Consider the following 19,492-nt stretch of genomic DNA (forward strand, 5'->3'; position numbering starts at 1 on the left):
CTGAGGCCACGGGCGGCGAAGATGAGAATTTAGATTTTTTCTTTTTCATGCATTAAGCATGACGGCTAGAAATGATCACTCAATTAGGAATGTTGGATCAATTGCGTTAACTCACACTTTTTGTCAATGGACTGCTGGTGAACGCTTACCTTCAACAAGTTCTATTATATCGAGTCGACAGTGGGCAATAATATCAACAACGAAAGATAGAACTGGTAAAGTTAATTAATCAGCACACAGTGTAGGAGAACTAAACAATGTCCGAATATCTTAATTGCTTAATGCCAAAGCTCGACTCTCTTGTAGAAGCAAACCAAGAAGCATTATCGCTAGCAACAGAGTTGTTCGCTCAAGCTATTGTTAACGACAATATGATACAAGTATTAGGTACTGGTCATTCTCATATGATTGGTTTAGAGGGCTTTATTCGTGCAGGTGGTCTTGGCAACATCAATGCAATTTTAGACTCAGTATTGCTCACCAATGATGGCGCACTAAGAGGGTCGGCAATGGAAAAATTACCTGGGTTGGCTGAAGTCATTTGGAATAATCAGAATATTCACCCTGATGATGTGGTGATGGTTATTTCTAATTCTGGGCGCAATGCGCTTCCAATTGAATTTGCCCAAATTGCAATAGCTAAAGGTCATCGGGTTATCGCGATAACTTCAGTAGAGCAGTCATCCAAATACCCAAGCCGCCATAGTTCAGGTCTGAAACTAATGGATATTGCAGATGTCGTCATCGACAATCAGGTTCCCGCCGGTGATGGGTTGTGTCTTGTTAATGGTAAAGTGACAGGAGCATTTTCCAGCATAGCAGGCATGGTGATCATGAATATGCTGGTTGTAGAGTCTCAGAAAGAAGCGCTAAAACAAGGCGTAACACCACTTATCTTCTCTAGCCAAAATGTTGATGGTTTCGATAATGATTATGTGTATCAGCATTTTGGATCTCGATTAAAATCCATGTAACACAAATGTTCTTTTCGTCAATTAACCACTTTTGGCAAAGAGGTCACCCTCGTAATCTAGCGGTCGGATGCCAGAAACGATGGTGATCTCCTACCAATCAATTTACACAGAGTAAGCTATCCTCCATCCCAAAAGGAGTATATCTATCTTCGCTAGTCATGTTCAATGTCAAGGTATCCTTCATATTAATTTTCCATCTCTTATTGGTTTGAGACATATTACTAGAAATATAATAAGTGGAATTTAGTAAGGATGCGTCAAAATTATTTGAACTCCAAAGTTCGCTATAGTTGTTTTTTGTAGCCCCTATACTTCCTGGAATGTATTTACTACAAATACTATTGACGTGAATAAAGTTTCGACCTTGAGTTACCTTATTAGATAGTTCATAGTAATTCAAATCAACCCCATCAACAATAATCGGTTTAGGTTGGTGAAATTCAGATATTTCTCTTGTGCTAAACACAAAGTTACTCGAATCATCATAAAATTGCATGACCACAGAGCTAGTCGGAGATTCATTTAAAATAAGTTCATAGTAAAGAGAGCCGTTTTCTACGAAAAATCTATCCTTTCTAGAAATTTTCTCTTCCGTAATAACGCGAGAAGAAACACTAGTGTAATCATAATTTTCCTCAAGAGTAAAAATCTTGTACTTCAAATGATTATTTTTGGACTCGACTAATACTGGGACAATAGATGCCGGATTTAAATAACTTACACCCGTTATGTCTTTATCATCAAAATATTTACTTAAAAACTCTTGACCATAATAATCTGCAAAACCATATGTCATACCTGAATTATGATTATAACCATATCCATGAGCACTTTCATGGAATAAGGTTTTCTGAGTTCTTAGGTCAAAAGGTCTAAAAGATGCTACACCAGCTGTAATATAGTCGGTCCAAATTGACGCCCACCCCGAACTATTGGTTTGAATCTCTTCTAGATTAGGCGTACCTCCTGCCCCAACCCCCTCATTAGAATAAGGACCTGAAAGCGTTTTCAAGGTAAGTTTATGCCCCTTAACTCCCATTTTCATATAGTTTATATTCGCAACACTTTCACCATTACTAGCACAAGCGCTCGGATAATCTGTACATCCATTTTCACGATAGTATCGTAATAGTTCAGGTAAGAGAGCTTTGTGGTTAAGCGCTTTATGTAAGTTACTAGAAAGCACCCAATACACACTGCTTTGCTGAGCATCTGGGTCTGAATAGCAAGGCGTTGAACATAACTTACCTTCCTCAGAGGACATTTCTCCAGCCAAAGTTATTTGGGGTAAAAACATCCTTAACGTATTATAGAAAGAAACACTAGTAATATTTTCACTAAATAATACCTCAGACTTACTGAATGGTTGAAGCGTGATATCCATTGAAACCAAAATAGGGTTGTCATGCTCATTTGTATTGACCAACATTTTGTTAATTTTATCAGGAGTATTATTTATCACTTCAAACTGATTTGAACCTAAATCAATAATATCAACGTCATCAAATCTATAGACTTGTTTTCCATTTGAATCCAACTTAACAAAACTTTCGGTTTGTAAGACTGTAGCATCAATTAATGTTAAGCTATCATTAGTTTTATAATCAATGCTATTTACACTTAAAAACTCCCCACCATCGTTTAAAGTCCATGGATAATCTGGCATTACAACTGGAGGGGTTCCGCCATCTGTTGAAGGGTTATTATCACCATCGATAGATAGTTGCTTAACATCACTTTCCTCACTGCATGCCGATAACATAATAACTAAAATAAAAAGCATTATGTTAAAATTCACGTTCATTAATGAAACCTATATACTGTACAGAAAAGATGGTGAATAGTATTGCGGCTTACTTGTGTACTCAAGATTAACCAAAGGAAATAGGAATTTTCCTACACTTTTATTTTATAATGCTTTTATGTGTGAATCCCTGCCGAACCGCTCCAGAAGACACTGTGTTAAGTGAGTACATTCACTAACGAGGTGGACAATGACAACTAAGAAAACACGAATCAAAGCCGGGTATAGTTACTAAAATCATTCACTCAATCACTACCAAATTGAGTGAATAATTCAGAAGTGTAAAGTCAGACTAATAATGCACTGTCCGAGCAAGGGTAATAGAGTGACAACTTAAACAAAACCAGTAAAAGTTTTGCCCTTTAGAATAATAGCGTGTCAACATTATTGAGCGTTGCGCACAGCAAGATACATGTTTATAAGGCTCTCTTACTGGGTGAAACCGGTTCATTACCAACATTTTTATTGTATCTGTACACATCAGAATGCCCTTACATGTTTATATGAACTTCTTTTAGTTTTCACTTTAGCTTTTGATATCGTAGTTAAGGAACAAAGATGGTTTGGCGCTTTCTTTGTGCTTTCGGACTTGAGCTTCCCAAAATTGTTGTAACAATATGAAGAAATATTGACGTTGTTTTTGCTTCAGAAGCTGGAGCATCGCTTGCTCGAAAGTGTATTCGTGTCGGTTCACTTGATTACGAACCTTACGTGTGTCTCTTAGGCTTAATAAATAAACTTCTACCTCAATGATCTTTCTTGCTTCAGACTCGCTAAATCCCTGGTCCTCAAGTAGTTTAATGCTCATATTATGTAACATCATATTTGGAATTTGCAGCGCTTCGAAGGTGTTCTTAGGTAATAGCATCGTCAATTTCTCTCAATGTAGATAGTGAGAATCCGTGCTCAGTTATTCCATGCTTGTAGTAAAGTGAATGAATTGGTCAAAAGTACTCTTTCCAATTGGGAAAGTTTTATTCATGTTTGACGGCGTTAGTAACAGTGTTATACGCGTTGAAACTCCATTATCTCGACAATGGAATTAGCGTTGAATTTTTCTAGAATTCTAGATTTGTAAGTGCTAATCGTCTTTGAGCTCAAAGATAATAGTTCTGAGATTTTCTTGTTTGAGTAGCCTAGAGATAAATAGCCAAATACTACTGATTCACGCTCTGTTAGATCAGGGAGTTCATGTTCTGTAGCCAAACTCTCTTTGAATGCATAAAACCCTCGATAGGTTACTAAAATGGCTTCATTAATTAGTGAAGTGTCTTCTGTCTTAAGTATGTAACCATTAGCACCTACTTTCTTAGCGGTATGGTTAAAGAGAGGGTAATTATTTGAAGAAACAAATAAAACCCTGCCTTTATAACCACTTTTTCGAATACGCTGAATGAAATCTAAGCCATTTCCATCATTCAAAACGATATCAAGTATGATCATATCAATACTCTGTCCACGAAGAATACGGTGTGCATCCTTTATTGAATCTGATTGAAAAATCTCAGTATTAATAGTAATGCCATTAAGCATTGATGCAAGAGCACGTCTAATAATTGGTTGGTTATCTAATATAAGCGTTTTAATTGAGTTCATTGGAAGCCTCTACAAATAGGTTTGTATGATAATCCCCCCTGGATGTATTCCTAGTTTTTATATAATAAGAAATTTTTTTATGAAAGTATGGAAAGTCATCAATTCCAAATTGGAAACACTATAACCAAGCTTTAATTAATCTAGGCTCACTGACATTTTGGATTGATGAAGAAGCCATTCAGCTATGGAAGCAAATCAAACAGTTAACGTCGCGTTCAAGACAAAAGCCAAGGGAACAGCCATTGAAAATATTGAATTTTTAAAATTGGCACAGTACTTGATTAATAATGAATAACTCGCCTTTGAGTAGACTGTTCAATATTGGTTTGACCTTAGCGCCAAGGGTTTTCTCGGCGATATGAGTAAGCTCTGAGAGATGACATAACATCGCTTCATGTGCTCGTCATTTTTTAAATATCGATGGGCATAATGTCCATTTAATAGTATGAGGCTATATGCCAAAAGCAGCAAGGCTAGGTGATACCGGATCGGAGCACGATTGCTTCCCACCAACACCAATCATTGCAGGGAGTCCAAGTGTGATGATTAACTTTCAGCCAGCAGTTCGCCAAGGTGATCCACTGCAAGATCATGGCTGCCCGTGTGATAAGACCCCTCATGGTAATCACCCTAGAAGTGTAGCGGAAGGTTCGTCGAGCATATTTCGCAGCACGTTTTGGGGATTCGATAGACTGCGGAGGAACAATATCGTCGGCATCATCCGATGTCGAGATAGGATAATATTCCAACCTCACCATCGTCTAATAGGCTGTAGACCTATCGGTTACAGCCTATTGATTTTAATCTCTGTTTGGGTGATTGAGGATATGGTCTTCCCAGTTAACAACATCGATTTCGTACACCACTTTATTACGTACGCTCTCCCCTTCAGCATGCATAGCAGACTTAGAGCCCGTGATTAACGGGTGCCATTCAGGAAGAGGTTGCTTTTCAGCGAGTAAACGATAAGCACAAGTGTGCGGAAGCCATGTAAAATCATCAATATCTTCACGAGTTAGCTTGGTACACTCTTCACCTGAGCTAAAACGGTTTGGGTAGTCTTTACACGAACAGGTCTTACTGTTTAACCAACTACACGCCACGTTGGTGTAGTAGATCTCATCGGTGTCTTCATCCATCAGTTTGTGCAAGCAACATTTTCCACAACCGTCACAAAGCGACTCCCATTCATTTTCGGTCATCTCTTCGAGAGCTTTTTGCTGCCAAAACTGCGTCATATGATAACCCCAAGTGTTCAAATATCATCGTGGAAAAGGAAAGCGGAATTTATATAGATCCTTTGTCCAAAGTGCAAGTGATTCCTCTAGGGGTTAACCGATATGCATCTATGTTATTCAAGGCTCTACTCTTCAAGCCTTTGATTTAGTTCGGCCACTTTCCAACTTAAATTATTCAGACGTCTTTTCAATTCATCAAACTCTTGCTGGGCTTGCTCGTACTGGCGTTGCTCAATCAAGTTTTCTACATAGCCTACTCGACCATAGATTGGCGATAGGCTGACTGCAAAGTCCTCCAATGATTTGGTTTCATTCGCGACCTGTTGCCAACGCTGTTTCTTAGCGAGCAGCGCAATATTTGCCATCTTTGTGCGTATTTCACTAAACCGAGCGATGGATTCATTCGCCTGATCGAGCGCGAACTGTTGGTCTTGATATAGGGTCTGGCTTATCTGTTCAACTTGCTCGTCTCCTGCATACAGTTTCTGCAAAACATTGAGTTGTTCTAACGCCTTTAAGTAAGGCTGCTCAATTGAGACTTTGGTTTTCTCCCCAATCGACGTGCGATACAGAGGGATCAGCTCAGCTTGAACAGCGGCTAATTTTGTCGGTTTAGTATGCTCAACATAACGATCAAGGTTGCTTGTATTGAGTGCGGGGACTTCGACCGACTGCTTGAACTGATATTGATTGATGAAGCTCGGATTGTAATAGAGCCACCCACACACACCACTCACGACAAGCGTCGATACAAGTGTGCCAGTCAAACCCCAGTAGTAACGGCGACGCGTGACTCTATTGTCGTTTTCTAGCTGTTTTTCTTGGCGCTTTATCGCCGTATGATAACGCGTTTCTATTTGATCAATATGTTCAAACAGAACAAATCCAACCCCTTCAAAGTCAACGTCCACTTGAGGCTGTTGAAGTGTCATCCAGTGATGGATTCTTTCGCATACTCTCTCGCTGCGATAAAGATCTCGCAACTGATCTTGAGAGGGTTTCATTTTCTTTAACTCAGGAATGGCCTTGCCATTGACCCAATCTAAAACTTCTTTGCGCATTTTGGCCGATTTTGAGTCCGGCTTGGATAGCAAACTCAAGCATTGTATTAGGAGCTCTAAGCCATTGGCATAACCCGCCAACCCCTCAATTTTCAGCTTGGCTATGGTTAGATAGCTACACATGAGTAAGTCAACACCTGGTCCCTTAGCAAGGTGTTCACACGCTTCATATACCTCTTGCCAATTAGTTCCACCAGACAGGGGATTATAGCGACTATTAATCTCATCTCTGATTTTTTGATAACTTTCGAGATGTCTGATTGAGTCAGAATCGGCTGTTACACGATAAACAACTTGGTCAAGTAATACTGTATTGGACATAGATACTTCGTCCTGTAGAAAAGGAGCGAGTCACCTCGCTCCTTTTAGTGTTTTAGTAAAGAGTCTTAGATAGCTTGAACGACTTAAACAGACGTTCAGTAAATGGATTGGCATCCGATTCAGCATTAATGCGATAAATCATGTCTCCGCCATCGACATCAAATCGGTAATCAACCGACGTCTTGCCCGCTGACATAACGTTACCCTTCTCCAATAGTCGGAAAAATGCCCAAGGTCCTTTCTCGTTAATACTTCTAGGCGACAAGTTGGACTTGGTTGGCACCAAAGTCACTTTAGACACGGCAGAATCACGCAAGGTATTTGGCCAAATCAGCTCAACACCTTCACGCGGTCCATGGCTGTATGTGAGATACTGACCATCAACATTAAGTACACTGCGGCGTTTATTCCCACTTAACTGAAGAGGCTCTACAGAAAAGTTTACGTCTAAGATACCTTTACGGTTAAAGAACGCCTGACGAATTCTTTGTGCTTGTTCAATCTGCGCTAGTACCTCAGGGCGGATGAGCGATTGAGCGTTATCGTAATCATCAACGGCAATGTTCTCTTCAATAAAAATTTTCAGTTGATTAGTGTAAAAGTTATCCAAGGTGCCATTAGGAGCAAAGAAGGATTCGAAATCTTCCAGTGCCACATCTTTTGTGGAAGCAGGATTAAACGGGTAGCGACTCGCAAGCCTGGTATAGTACGGCCTGTAAACATCTTCAGTCCAACGCACTTCTAAATGTCTAATCGCTTCTTGCTTCACCACATACCAGCTTTCATCTGCCAGCTTAGCGATCATGCTATCCAATGGTCTTGGTAAACCAGAAGAGATGCGCTTCAAGGTATAGATAGGATCCGCACTTACTAACTTTACTCGCGCCTTCGTTGCGTCAAGCGCTGCCATACCTACATCTGGTGATTCTTGAATCGATTTCAAATAAGTCTTCAGTTCATCAACCGATTCAAGGACTTCATTGATATACGCAGGTTGCTCTCCAACGGGTTTAAGCATTAAGTTTAACTCAGCAAATGGAGATTGAATGCTTGACGCGACTTTGTATTTAGCACTCTTTAGCAGTTCTTCTGCTGCGTCATTATCTGGGTCTAATCCCTCAATGACCTGAGTGTTGTTCTTTAATGTCCTGAGTAATCGCTGCATTGGCTCGACGTTTCCAGTCAAACTCTCTAGCACCATCACCGCATCATTGATGTCACCAAAATATTTCATGTTGATATCATTCAATGCTGCACGCCAAGTGTTCACATAATCTGCAACATACAGATTGCGAATCTTTTCACGAAGTACTTGTTTATCTGCTTCACTAAACTGCGCCGTTTTAGATTGGCCTAATACCCAACTATCGATCAGAGCTAACTCCGAGACAGACTCGGATCTCGGCATGAAATAGTTTTCAAAGCCGGCTTTTGTCAGCATTTGTGGTATATACAAGCTGCTATTAGCCACACGCTCTTCGAACACAACATCAAAGATTGGACCAACTAAATTACGAATACTGATCGAAGGGCCTAACACGGTTTGCGCGTTCAGCTTCAAATTTCGGTAAACACGCTGATCGTTAGGCATAGTGCTAAGTTCTGCTTGAGCGCTGGCGATGGTGCGATCGTATGGCTTCATCACTCGTTCTGCGAACTCGTCACCTTGCTGCCTTTTTCCAGCGAGATCGGTATGACGCATCGCATAATCTAAGTGCTCTAACAGTTCACCCTGAACCTGTTTTTGCCCGACAAACGTGCTCTGCCAATATTTACCAAAGTAATCAAGCACATAATCTTCGTAGCGACCACTCTTATCTACCAGCATGCGATAAACTCGTAAAACTGCCAGTTTCTCTTCCCCATTCTCAGCCTGTTTAAGCGCAACAACGACATCCGCCATTAGAAGTGGCAAGAAACGGTTTTCGAGCAAGTTAAGGTAGGTATTTTCTACCATTGGCCCAATAGTATGCCCTTGATATAGACCTAGATCAGATAAGTAGCGTGGCTTGTCACGGAAAAAACCGAACTCCAATGTCGCTTGTCGAATCTTGTTTAACGGCTCAAGAATGTCTTTCTGAGAAGCCAGATAAAGATTAGATGGGTATTGAGTTTTGTACTCATTGACCTTAGTGAGTACCGCATCAGACTGGTTAACATTGGTTAGGTAATAGCGATGCCACGTCCCCACTAAAAGCACCGTTGCCACCATACAAGCGGTAATGGAAAGGCCCATTAAACGACGTTTGTGTTTTGCCACTCGGAAGTTATCCGAAGCCAATCCTGCCTCTGGGTAGATAATGTTGCTAAATAACTTCTGAGTAAAATATACCGTTGAGTTCTTGGCATTTTGAGCTTCGTTCACCGCATGCGATAGACCATAGCGACGAGAGGCGGAATCTCCAAAGGCGTTGCTAGGTACTCCCTGCTGATAAACCGACGTAAAGTAAGCACCACGAACTAACGCAGAAGTAGAGAACTGATCACTTGAGAGTGCATCTCGGAAAAAGTTTTTGAGAATATCTTGCAGCCCTGACATTTGACGCGTAAAGCTATAGATAGCATCACGCTCGGCTTGTTCCAACGGCTCTGCCACCGCATGGGGAAAGAGTTCGTTGATTCTTGATACAAACTGCCCATAGTCTTTAGAAAACTCTTCTAACCAGTGATCTAAATTATCGACCGATTCTAGAGAGAAGGTGAAACCTAATACTTCATCCCGCTGTGACTTGGAATAATGTTTAAAGAAAGGTTCGAAACCATACAACAAGTCAAGTTTTGTCAGCGTAATGTAGACTGGTAAGCGAGTCGCCAGTGTTTCCATTAATTCGCGAATACGCGCACGCAGCAAGTTTGCATAAGCCTTACGCTCTGACGCAGTAGAGACGGCAAGATTAGCGATATCAAGCGCGAGAACAATACCGTTTAACGGCCTTCTACTGCGCGTTTTTTCCAACCAATTGATGAAATGAAGCCATAAGCGGCGCTGTATTTCAGCGGCTTCCTCGTCTTTACGATTACGTTGAGTAAGTAACTCACCATCAGGGTCAATCAGTACTGACTCATCACCAATCCACCAGTCGAAATAGTAAGGGTTATCACTTTTCTGCCCCGAGGCTCGCATAACAGAAGAAAGCGCAAAGTTCTGTCCTGAACGGTTGATTAAGCTTGTTTTACCTGCGTTCTCAACACCCAACACTAGATACCAAGGCAATGAATAGAGATAGTTACGCGTATTGAGGCTTTGCTTCATCTCTTTCATTACGTTATTCAGTTCGACTTCCTGACGCTCTTCATATTTCGCAATTGGATCGAGTTTTCGCTGTTCTTCTCGTTTTTGCTGACTCTTAAAACCTTGCAATTTACGCCACTGCCAAATACCCCACGCTGACAACGAGAGCAACACAAACAGTGCACTCGCGATGCTTCGAGCCATCACGGACTCTAAAGGTTTCGTCCCGAGAATTTCCAGCCAAGGACCTGCCCACCAAATGGCAACGTTGAGTAGTATAAATAGAGTAAACAGCAAAATAGGAAGGGCCGCTGCTATGCCCGGCTTAAGTTTCTTAACAAGCCCAATGATACTTTTCCACATGGATAGTCCCTTTGCTTAATCTAACGCTATATATCGTTCTAGTTGTTCTATTAAAGACGGCTCCCACTCAGTGACGCTCGCCTGGATAATTTCTTGCTTTAAGGTTTGATACTGTTCTTTCGCCATCGCTTCTAACTGGCTATGCCGCAAAAGATCGGCACAAAGCAAACGCCAATAAAAGCGATCGCGTGGCTCTGTCGCGGCAACAAGGCCATCATTGAGCATCGACATCGCAACGGCGATCCCCCCCTCTTGAGCGAGCTTGAAAGCTTCTTCACGTTGTTCACTCCAACTACCTGAAACATTGCCACCTGAAGCGGCCATGTCACCACTCGCTAACCAATCACGCACCATGTCAGTTACAAATGGCGAACCATCTTTAAACTTGAGTTCAAACACGTTTGGAAAACGTTCGACAAAAAACTGAGTTTCTTGTCGAATGGCCTGACACCAGCTCTGTTGACCAAGCGACTTTGCGATATCGTGGCTCATGAGCTGACCATCAAACCAATAAGGAGCAATCGTCAAACTTTGTTCAATCTTTCTCCACAGAGCGAGATCAGGTTGATGTAACTGGTCTTGATACTCTTTAATTCGCTCCACTTGCATGCCACGCAGTAACGTTTTTCCGAGATGATCATGATCTGGTAACGTCGTGATAGAACCCCAAAGCGCGTGGCGACGTACTCGTATTGCTAATGCCGCACCCGACTCTTGATCAGAGAGATATTCCGCGACTTTAAGCAGGGTTTGCTTTGCTGCTTTATCACTGGAATTGTCAACGGATAAAGAATAAGAGGAGGATGCCGCTGTGCTTTGTGACGTCTCTGTCTCTGAGTCTTTTGCTTGTACCGTGCTGTGCTGTGACTCCTCTCGCTCTTGAGCTCGTTTAAGCTGGGTGCTAATCGTTAGCGCGATAGAATCCGCAACATCTGAAGAGAGTTGATTGGCTTGTATTGTTTTCTGCCACCCTTGAACCACCGTTTGCAACTCGTCTCTGTCTTGGCTATCGAGAGTCGTGAAATCAAACTTATCCACAGCCATTGAGAAACGTTGACACATCTGACTGAAAAACTTTCTGCGCGGTAAGTTGCCTCTCTTTCCGGGTGCTGGGAAACAATCATTCCAATAGTGCTCAATGAAGTCGCTCATCACACCAAACGAGGTTATCAAACGGCTTGGTGTCAATTGGTTATGCAAACACTGAAGTAAATAAACCAGTAACTTAATATCTTTGCTCTTCTCATTAAGCAAAGTAATCGCACTGTGCTCAACCTCTTGCCACTGAACTGTGGCGTGAGAAAGAGAACCGACTTTCATCATTTGGTCTTCAACAAAATCAAACAGTGGCTCATCTAATAGTCTTTCTCCTACCGGTGAATCGCCACTAATTGGTCTAACGATACTGGTTCGATATTGAGTCAATTCCATTGCTACCACCCACACCTTGCTCTAAGTGGTGTTAAAGCTTGGTTCAATCCTGTCGTATCAAACTGCAACCCATCCACCGTCTGCGAATTAGAACGAAGAACAAGCCTTGTATCCAACGCCATCACCTTCATCATAGATATTGCAGGTAAACCTCTAGCCGAAGAGAACAACACTCCAATATCATCGCTTCTCCAGCTCTGACTCGGACCACCAGCAATAGACACTCGAATTCGTCCATCTTCTATCGCTTCAGGTAGCGCTAACTCAACACGACTGATCTTATTAATGCAGCTCATCATTAACACCGCCGCCAGTTCACCCTCGGCATGTCGGGATGCTAAGGTTAACCAGACGTCGCCCTCTTGCTCAGTACCACTTTCAATCACGTTCAATGGCGCATGACTATCTAAAGTCTCAAAAGCGATGTGCCAAGCTTGCGGCTTATCATCAGATACAGATTGACGATTCGAAGTGGTCGGCGTCCGAAAAACGTCATCAAAACAGCTCAGGCGCTCTAATCGCTCAGAAATTAAGGTGCATTGTTTACCCCTAATCAGTTCAGAACTAACGGACTCTTGAGCCGCATTCGTTGAGAGAGAAAAAGCGGCCAAAGTCGACAATAAAATGAGAGATCTCAAATTGTTCATCCTGCTTTGATCTCCAATTTCTGGCATTTATAAGCCAGTGTTCGTTTAGGAATGCCCAAGCTTTCCGCCGTTTTACCTCGATCACCAGAAAAAAGGATCAAGCGCTCACGAATGATAAATTCTTCAAATTCGTTGACGGCTTGTTTAAGGTCTTTGATCGTCGATAAATCACTCTGTGCGGCAAGATAAGGGTTATCCGTCATACCGCTCGACTGAGTGCTCTGCGGTGAGGTCCCGCGTTGCTCGACCCTGTTCAGTTCGAAATCAAGACACGCAATCCGATTCGCCAAGCTGCCTTCACTCACTTCCAACTCATCGCGACACTGTGCACAGCCAAACTCGACCAAAAGCTTCAACTCACGGACATTGCCCGGAAATGAGTACTGTTTAAGGCAATCCAACGCTTTGTAGTGCAGTCCCCGAATCTGAGTACCGTGTTGTGAATTGAACTCGGCAACAAAGTGTTGGCTTAATAGCTCAATGTCTTCCAATCGCTCCGACAATTTTGGCAAAGTCAAAGGGAACTGAAACAATCGGTAATAAAGGTCTTGTCTAAATAGTTTGTTTCTCACTTGAGCAAGCAAATTGACATGTGTTGCAGATACCAAACGAAAATCAGAGCTCAGCTCATTCTTACCGCCGATAGGTCTGAACTTTTTCGTTTCCAGCACTCGTAGCAATTTAGCCTGCAAAGCGAGCGGCATATCACCAATTTCATCTAAAAAGAGCGTTCCACCATTCGCCTGTGCAATCAGACCATCTCTGTCAGATTCAGCGCCAGAGAAGGCACCTTTGCAGTAACCAAACAGTTCACTTTCGAGTAAGTTCTCTGGGATAGCGGCACAATTAATGGCAACTAAAGGTTGCGCACTGCGACTTGAGATTTGGTGAATCGCCTGAGCCACCAACTCTTTACCTGTACCTGTATCGCCTTGAACCATAACGGACAACTGAGAGTCCGCCGCGCTGACTATCTGTTGACGTAGCCTTTGCATCACCGAACTTTTGCCAATCAAAGAGTAAGAAAGTTGATCGGCGAGATCCCTTCGCTTAGTGTCTCTTTGTATATCACTCAAAGATTCAGCGAGCGTTTGAATATCTCGCTGCTCACGCTCCTTCTCTCCCAGTAGCCCCCACTGCTTAGTGAAAATGTCGATAAACTTAGCGCCATCATCACTGTTAAAGACGTCAGTTACTGCTGTTTTTGCACCTTGCATAAAGAGGATCAATTGCACTTGATTGGAATGAAAAGGCAAAGGGCAAATGAACACACATTCAAACGTGCCAGTATTCGATACCAACTCAGTGAAAGCTGTATCTCCTCGCCAAAACAGCAACTCCTCTGCCGTCAGGGACATCTGACTCGCGTTTTGGAGTACGTGTGCAAAGGGATTATTTAAATCATTCACCCCCCAAGACGCTTCCACTTGCGGATCATGCGGCACAAGTTCACGACCATCTGATGTTGGCATTAGAAGCAAGCATTTTGATAGACCGAGTTCAGTACTAAGAATCTGAGTAAACTTTTCCGTCAGCTCAAATTTACTGCGGGTAGCGATCAACTCCGTCACCAGTTCTAGCCAATTCGACATAGCTACTCTACCTCACCAATAAACTCACCATCTTGAGCCGCTAGATAGATTCGTTTCACGGGTTTCTGTGCGGAGAGCTTGTTCAGTAGTGCGAGAGAGATTGGCGGAAGCAATTGACCTTCAATAATGGCTTCTAGCATACGCGCGCCATTTTCAGAGCGTGTTGCTCTCGACAAAATCTCATCAATCAATGAGTCCTCGATCACCACTTCAGCGTCATAACGTTCACTAAACAGGTTTTCTAAACGAACTAATTTACTGCGAACAATTTGCTCCAGCACTTCTGGGGTAAGTGGCATGTAAGGAATCACTTCCATACGTGCAAGTAAGGCAGGTTTAAAGAATGCGGCTAACTCAGGATAGAGGGCATCATCAAGTTGATCTAGTCTCTCAGCATGGTCAACTATCGTTTGGAAGCCCAAATTCGATGTCAGGAAAAATACGATGTTTTGGCAATCAATTAAGCGCCCTTCACCGTCTGCGAGCTCCCCTTTATCAAACGCCTGATAAAAAAGGTTAAGTACTTCAGGGTGCGCTTTTTCAACTTCATCAAGTAACACAACAGAGTATGGCATCTTACGAATGGATTCCGTCAGCACACCACCCTCTCCGTAACCCACATAGCCTGGGGGTGAGCCGATTAAACGCGAGACTGTATGCTTTTCTTGATATTCAGACATGTTAATCGTCGTCAAGAACTGTCTGCCGCCATACAAGCTTTCAGCAAGCTGAACCACTGTCTCGGTTTTACCTACACCACTTGGCCCAACAAGTAAGAAAGCCCCTTTCGGACGCCCCGGCCGGCGTAAATCAGCGCGCGCAGTGAGAAGATGTTTGTGGATGCGTTTGATCGCAACATCCTGACCTTTAATCGCTTGACCAAGTATCGTGGTTAGATGAGTGATCTTGTGCAGTTCGTCGCTGTTCATCTGGTCAACCGGAACACCGGTCCAGTCCGCCACGACTTCTGCTACTTGTTGAGCGTCAACTTGGGCATAAATCAAACGGTGATCATGAGGAATGGACTCTAACTCTTCATACTTAACGCGAATTTGCGCTAGAGTTTCGCGGCGTTGCTCATCACTAATAGGGGCTTCGTCATTGCCTTGCGTTAGAGAAGCTCTAAGTTCAATGATCGTTTCAACTAATAGCTTTTGCTGTTGCCATTGCTCAGTTAAGCGATTGTGCTCTTGCTCGTTTGCAACCTCTTCTGCCTTAAGTTCATCAAGCCTTTGCTGATTAACCTCTTTGCCTAATAACTGAGCGCGTTCAAGCATATCAATTTCAAGTTGGCGCTGATGGCAAGCGGTTTCGATAAATGCTAAACGCTTTGGTGGGGCGGTAAGGTTGATGGCAATACGTGCACAAGCAGTATCAAGAACATCAATCGCTTTATCCGGCAGTTGTCTACCAGAGATGTAGCGTGCCGAAAGCTCAGCCGCCGCCTTCAGTGCATCATCTGTGATCAGCACATTATGAGTTTGCTCATAGACGGAGTTCAATCCTCGCAGGATATCGACCGCTTGTTCAACGCTAGGTTCATCTAACTTAACGAGTTGGAAGCGACGTGTAAGCGCTGGATCTTTCTCAAAGTACTTTTTGTATTCTTTCCATGTGGTTGCAGCAATCGTTGACAGTTCACCACGAGCGAGAGCTGGCTTGAGCAAATTCGCCGCATCCCCACTTCCTTCTTGGTTACCCGCTCCAATGAGATTATGAGCTTCATCAATAAACAAGATGATCGGTTTTGGCGAGTGCTTAATCGCTTCAATGACGCCTTTTAGACGCTTCTCAAATTCTCCTTTCACAGATGCACCCGCTTGGAGCAATCCTAGGTCTAAAGAGTAGAGTTCGACACCTTGAAGCGGCAACGGAACGGAGCCCGCGACAACACGAAGCGCTAAACCTTCAATCATGGCACTCTTACCAACACCTGCATCACCGACCACAATCGGGTTGTTTTTACGGCGACGGCAAAGAATATCAATCATCAAATTGATTTCACTTTCTCGACATAACACTGGGTCGAGTTCGTTCTGACGCGCTTGTTCTGTTACGTTAGTGCAGTACTTGGTCAGCAGAGATGTATCGGAGTTTTGCGTAGTAAGCGCTTTCGGCTGTTCTGCGACTTGTGTCTCTGAAGAATCAGACAAGATAACATCAAAGTGCTTTTTCAAGTTTTCACGATTGATCACGTCCAACAAACGAACGAGTTTCTGATCCATATAACGGTCTGCACGAGTGAGCGCTGCGAGTAAAATCGCGCCAGAGCGCAGTTCTGTTTGATTCAGATCCGTGGTGGAGAGCAACCAAGCTTCTTGAACAAGCTCGACAAGTAACGGAGAAAACGCAGGGTAGCCATCTAAATACTGACCCCGTACAAAACTACTGGATATCGCCTGTTTAACATCATCTAGGGCTAAGTCAGACTGTTTTAAAATGACTCGAATATCCGAAAGTGGATTGTCTAAAAGAACCTCAAGATAGTGTTCAAACGTAATCTCACTGTGCTGGCGCTCCATACAAACAGTTGCAGCCTGTTCAAGGGCGAGCTTGCTCTGTTGATTTAGTTTCGAGATGAGTGTTGGTAGTTCAATGCGTATCACGGCAATCACCTAGCCTTTAATTATTCTAGTTATAAGATTTGTTTTAATTGTTCGATTACGTCACTGGTTTTGACGTGTAACAGGTAGCTATAGACAAGGAAGGTTCCTCCCCAAAGCAATATGAAACCGGTAAATACCGACCACAATGGGATTTGCTTACTGAGCTTGTATTTGGAACGCACGACGTGCTCTGTCGCACTGGTTAGGTGAGAGATGTCCACCTCATGATCTTGATTGATCAACTTGTGTAACTGTGAGATGACTTTTTCCCGTTCCAACTTACCGGACTCAATAACACGGTACTTACCTTCAAAACCTAAAACCAAACACTGGTAGATAAATTCAAGCAAGGGCTTGTATTGTTGAGGCTCAGTTTCAAGTCGCTTAAGAATGGTAAACACTTTCTCTCCACCCCAGGTTTCATTGTGAAAGCGTGACAACATGGAATGTTCAGCCCAAACAGTCGAAGCACCCCACGCCGTCCCCATCACAGCTTCATCGAGGAAAGTGCACAAGATATAGCGATAAGCCATTAACACTGCATGCTCATAACCTTGCTCCGTTAGCTCGATTTCGATGGTCTTAATTTCCTCGATGGTTTGAGCGTAAATCGCTTTAATATTGTTGCATTCAGACAGCTGTCGAACTCGCAGTGATAAACCGAGAAGTGGCGTCGCCGCATCAATCAGAGGGTTAGAGACACTCCCCCTAAGCTGAAACCAATAATCTTGGTCATGGTTGATTTTTTCTACACCGTCGTAGAGTAAGCCGCTGAATTCACCCTGTTTCTTATTGTTATCCATGGATTAACTCCTAATCGCCCAGAACTGGAGATCAAGTTCTTCAAAAGCAGCGGCCACATGAAAAGCGAAACCACTAGAATGCGCTAGCATTCCCCATTCAGTGCTGGTTTTATCAAGTTGGTAATAGGTATAACCTGCGTGGTACGGCAGTTGTCGAGGAGCGACGGGCAAGACCACCAATGGGATGCCCGGCAGTTGAAGTGAAATAAGCTCACGTATTTTCTCAACCGACGACACTTTCGTTTGTTGCGTAAATTGACGACGCAATTCATCCATAGGCATACGAGCTTTAACAGCAATGATAAAGTCAGCCGTATCCATCAACTGAGGATCCTGAATCGCCGCAACCATTAAGCCGTACTTACGTTTGTCTAGTTGAATTGAGACTGCTCTAGGCTCTAGAACAACGCTGAGTGACTGACGCAAATTGCGAATAAGCGGCCAAAACGATTCCGTTGGCATATCGTGGTTGTAACTCTCCGTTTTAGGTGGCAAGCGACTTTCGTCGGTAAAGGTCGCCAACTCTCCGGCAATCGTAGACAAGCACTCAAACAGGCGTTCAGGATGGAGGCTTCCCAGCTCAGCGAGGTGTTGGATCTGAGGTTGTAATCGGTTTAACGCTTGTAAAAGCATAAAGTCAGAAACGTCCGCCACACCACCTTGAGATGGAGAGCTAATACGTTGCGCAATGTTCTTCGCTCGCTCACGCATTAAACCTGATATTTCATTCACAAAACGGTGCAATACCAAGTTTCCAGCCACATTAACATGACAAGGGAAGAAATCAGGATCCATCACGACACTGCCATCAGGTCGCTTCTCCAATATGCGCCCCACCGCCATCGATGCATAAGCACTTCTATCCTCTTTCTCCAACATCAGTTGGACACGCATCGGGGAAACATCAATCGTTGTCATGTCACCCTGCAAAGTATGGACATCGCGAACCTCAAGCCGACGGCTTTCGTAACGTCCAGTACCTTGAGCATCTGGCCAGTTAATTTCCATCAGTGACTCACTGCGAAGAGGAATCGCTAAATAAACCAACTGGTTTGCGAGTGACGCATCATCAATATCCAATGCATCAGGCAAGGTATCTTCTTGCGGAATACGAAAAACCGTTCCATCAGGCATGATGCCAACTGCTCGCTCGATAGCGATACGACCAAACGATAAATATTCTGGATTGAGCGAAAACTCAGATACACCATACAGATAACGACTTACCGAACTCAAACGTTCATCGATGCAATATTCCGTATAGCGTTGTTGTTGCTGGAAATGCTGTGGTTTGATAAACAAACCTTCATTCCAAATAACACGATTTCGTGAAAACATCTTATCTATTCCACCTTTTCCAACTTAACGTCGTAGTCACTAAGAAGCATCAGTAAGTGATACTCTCTGCCTTTATTGATTACTTTGACGGCCTTCTTCCATTCGCTCAGTTCGATGTCAGAAAATTTCGCCATAATCCCGATGTAGTTCGTCTCTTCATCGACCTCAATGGCGTTGACGAACTTGAACTGACCGGGTAACAAAACGTAGTCGTAACTTTTAACAAAGTTACTTTTCAACGCTTTCTCGTAGTCTTCTTCCATCTGGTCGTAACTAGAGGACATAAACATCGAGTCATCCACCAGCTCAAATACTTGGATCTCCACTGGAGAAGCTTGCCCCAAAATACTTGGGTTAACTTCCTCTCGCGCGACAATGCTAAAGGTGACCTTGGTCGGCAACTCAGTCGGATCATAAGGCTGAGGTTCACTGCTACAGCCAATGAGAAACATCGAGAAAGCGCATATCCATAGCAAATATCTCACC

The 19,492-nt window shown here is 43.2% G+C and carries 14 protein-coding genes and 1 pseudogene; 2 read left to right on the forward strand and 13 right to left on the reverse strand.

The features are described from left to right. The first annotated feature begins 257 nt into the window (after nt 1-257). Nucleotides 258-974, forward strand: a complete 717-nt coding sequence (locus QTN95_RS03475; protein ID WP_331416350.1) for a sugar isomerase domain-containing protein — start codon at nt 258-260, stop codon at nt 972-974. A 97-nt stretch (nt 975-1,071) separates the two neighbouring features. Here the strand turns inward: QTN95_RS03475 and QTN95_RS03480 are convergent, their stop codons facing one another. From QTN95_RS03480 to QTN95_RS03490, 3 genes are all read right to left on the reverse strand, one after another. After that, the gene (locus QTN95_RS03480) at nt 1,072-2,778 is read right to left on the reverse strand and encodes a hypothetical protein (protein WP_331416351.1); all 1,707 of its coding nucleotides are present in this window, start codon (nt 2,776-2,778) and stop codon (nt 1,072-1,074) included. A gap of 526 nt (nt 2,779-3,304) precedes the next feature. Then, the gene (locus QTN95_RS03485; protein WP_331416352.1) at nt 3,305-3,652 is read right to left on the reverse strand and encodes a hypothetical protein; all 348 of its coding nucleotides are present in this window, start codon (nt 3,650-3,652) and stop codon (nt 3,305-3,307) included. Between the two features lie 131 nt (nt 3,653-3,783). Then, nucleotides 3,784-4,374, reverse strand: coding sequence for a response regulator transcription factor (locus QTN95_RS03490; RefSeq protein ID WP_331416353.1), 591 nt, complete (start codon nt 4,372-4,374; stop codon nt 3,784-3,786). Between the two features lie 455 nt (nt 4,375-4,829). Between QTN95_RS03490 and QTN95_RS03500 the strand changes: the two are divergent. Continuing rightward, nucleotides 4,830-5,115, forward strand: a pseudogene (locus QTN95_RS03500) (PAAR domain-containing protein). Nucleotides 5,116-5,174: 59 nt separating this feature from the next. Here the strand turns inward: QTN95_RS03500 and QTN95_RS03505 are convergent. The 10 genes from QTN95_RS03505 to tssJ form a co-directional block, all read right to left on the reverse strand. After that, nucleotides 5,175-5,612, reverse strand: coding sequence for a YcgN family cysteine cluster protein (locus QTN95_RS03505; protein WP_331416354.1), 438 nt, complete (start codon nt 5,610-5,612; stop codon nt 5,175-5,177). Nucleotides 5,613-5,737: 125 nt separating this feature from the next. Further along, nucleotides 5,738-6,994, reverse strand: a complete 1,257-nt coding sequence (locus QTN95_RS03510; protein ID WP_331416355.1) for a type VI secretion system ImpA family N-terminal domain-containing protein — start codon at nt 6,992-6,994, stop codon at nt 5,738-5,740. Nucleotides 6,995-7,046: 52 nt separating this feature from the next. Continuing rightward, complete coding sequence (gene tssM / locus QTN95_RS03515; RefSeq protein WP_331416451.1) at nt 7,047-10,544, reverse strand: type VI secretion system membrane subunit TssM; 3,498 nt, start codon at nt 10,542-10,544, stop codon at nt 7,047-7,049. Between the two features lie 60 nt (nt 10,545-10,604). Continuing rightward, a complete protein-coding gene (gene tssA, locus QTN95_RS03520; protein WP_331416356.1) occupies nt 10,605-12,020 on the reverse strand; it encodes a type VI secretion system protein TssA in 1,416 nt (471 codons plus the stop codon). A gap of 2 nt (nt 12,021-12,022) precedes the next feature. Continuing rightward, complete coding sequence (vasI, locus tag QTN95_RS03525) at nt 12,023-12,667, reverse strand: type VI secretion system-associated protein VasI (protein WP_331416357.1); 645 nt, start codon at nt 12,665-12,667, stop codon at nt 12,023-12,025. After that, complete coding sequence (locus tag QTN95_RS03530; RefSeq protein WP_331416358.1) at nt 12,664-14,259, reverse strand: sigma-54 interaction domain-containing protein; 1,596 nt, start codon at nt 14,257-14,259, stop codon at nt 12,664-12,666. The genes vasI and QTN95_RS03530 overlap by 4 nt, the downstream gene beginning before the upstream one ends. A 2-nt stretch (nt 14,260-14,261) precedes the next feature. Next, nucleotides 14,262-16,781: a type VI secretion system ATPase TssH gene (gene tssH, locus QTN95_RS03535; protein ID WP_443088848.1), complete on the reverse strand. Its 2,520-nt coding sequence runs from the start codon at nt 16,779-16,781 to the stop codon at nt 14,262-14,264. Between the two features lie 113 nt (nt 16,782-16,894). Continuing rightward, nucleotides 16,895-17,668 (reverse strand): type IVB secretion system protein IcmH/DotU, encoded by a 774-nt coding sequence (gene icmH, locus QTN95_RS03540; RefSeq protein WP_331416360.1) that lies wholly within the window; start codon nt 17,666-17,668, stop codon nt 16,895-16,897. A 3-nt stretch (nt 17,669-17,671) separates the two neighbouring features. After that, on the reverse strand, nt 17,672-19,006 hold the full coding sequence (gene tssK / locus QTN95_RS03545) for a type VI secretion system baseplate subunit TssK (RefSeq protein ID WP_138971022.1): 1,335 nt from the start codon (nt 19,004-19,006) through the stop codon (nt 17,672-17,674). Between the two features lie 5 nt (nt 19,007-19,011). Beyond that, nucleotides 19,012-19,491, reverse strand: a complete 480-nt coding sequence (tssJ, locus tag QTN95_RS03550) for a type VI secretion system lipoprotein TssJ (protein WP_331416361.1) — start codon at nt 19,489-19,491, stop codon at nt 19,012-19,014. Nucleotide 19,492 lies beyond the last annotated feature (1 nt).

Origin of the sequence: Vibrio sp. M260112 (genome assembly GCF_036533775.1) — a bacterium.
GTDB lineage: Bacteria > Pseudomonadota > Gammaproteobacteria > Enterobacterales > Vibrionaceae > Vibrio.

Bases quoted from the DNA above. Each gene is read 5' to 3' on its own strand.
- QTN95_RS03475 (WP_331416350.1), top strand. From the start codon at position 258: ATGTCCGAATATCTTAATTGCTTAATGCCAAAGCTCGACTCTCTTGTA.
- QTN95_RS03480 (WP_331416351.1), bottom strand. From the start codon at position 2,778: ATGAACGTGAATTTTAACATAATGCTTTTTATTTTAGTTATTATGTTA.
- QTN95_RS03490 (WP_331416353.1), bottom strand. From the start codon at position 4,374: ATGAACTCAATTAAAACGCTTATATTAGATAACCAACCAATTATTAGA.
- QTN95_RS03505 (WP_331416354.1), bottom strand. From the start codon at position 5,612: ATGACGCAGTTTTGGCAGCAAAAAGCTCTCGAAGAGATGACCGAAAAT.
- QTN95_RS03510 (WP_331416355.1), bottom strand. From the start codon at position 6,994: ATGTCCAATACAGTATTACTTGACCAAGTTGTTTATCGTGTAACAGCC.
- tssA (WP_331416356.1), bottom strand. From the start codon at position 12,020: ATGGAATTGACTCAATATCGAACCAGTATCGTTAGACCAATTAGTGGC.
- vasI (WP_331416357.1), bottom strand. From the start codon at position 12,667: ATGAACAATTTGAGATCTCTCATTTTATTGTCGACTTTGGCCGCTTTT.
- QTN95_RS03530 (WP_331416358.1), bottom strand. From the start codon at position 14,259: ATGTCGAATTGGCTAGAACTGGTGACGGAGTTGATCGCTACCCGCAGT.
- tssH (WP_443088848.1), bottom strand. From the start codon at position 16,781: ATGGAGCGCCAGCACAGTGAGATTACGTTTGAACACTATCTTGAGGTT.
- icmH (WP_331416360.1), bottom strand. From the start codon at position 17,668: ATGGATAACAATAAGAAACAGGGTGAATTCAGCGGCTTACTCTACGAC.
- tssK (WP_138971022.1), bottom strand. From the start codon at position 19,006: ATGTTTTCACGAAATCGTGTTATTTGGAATGAAGGTTTGTTTATCAAA.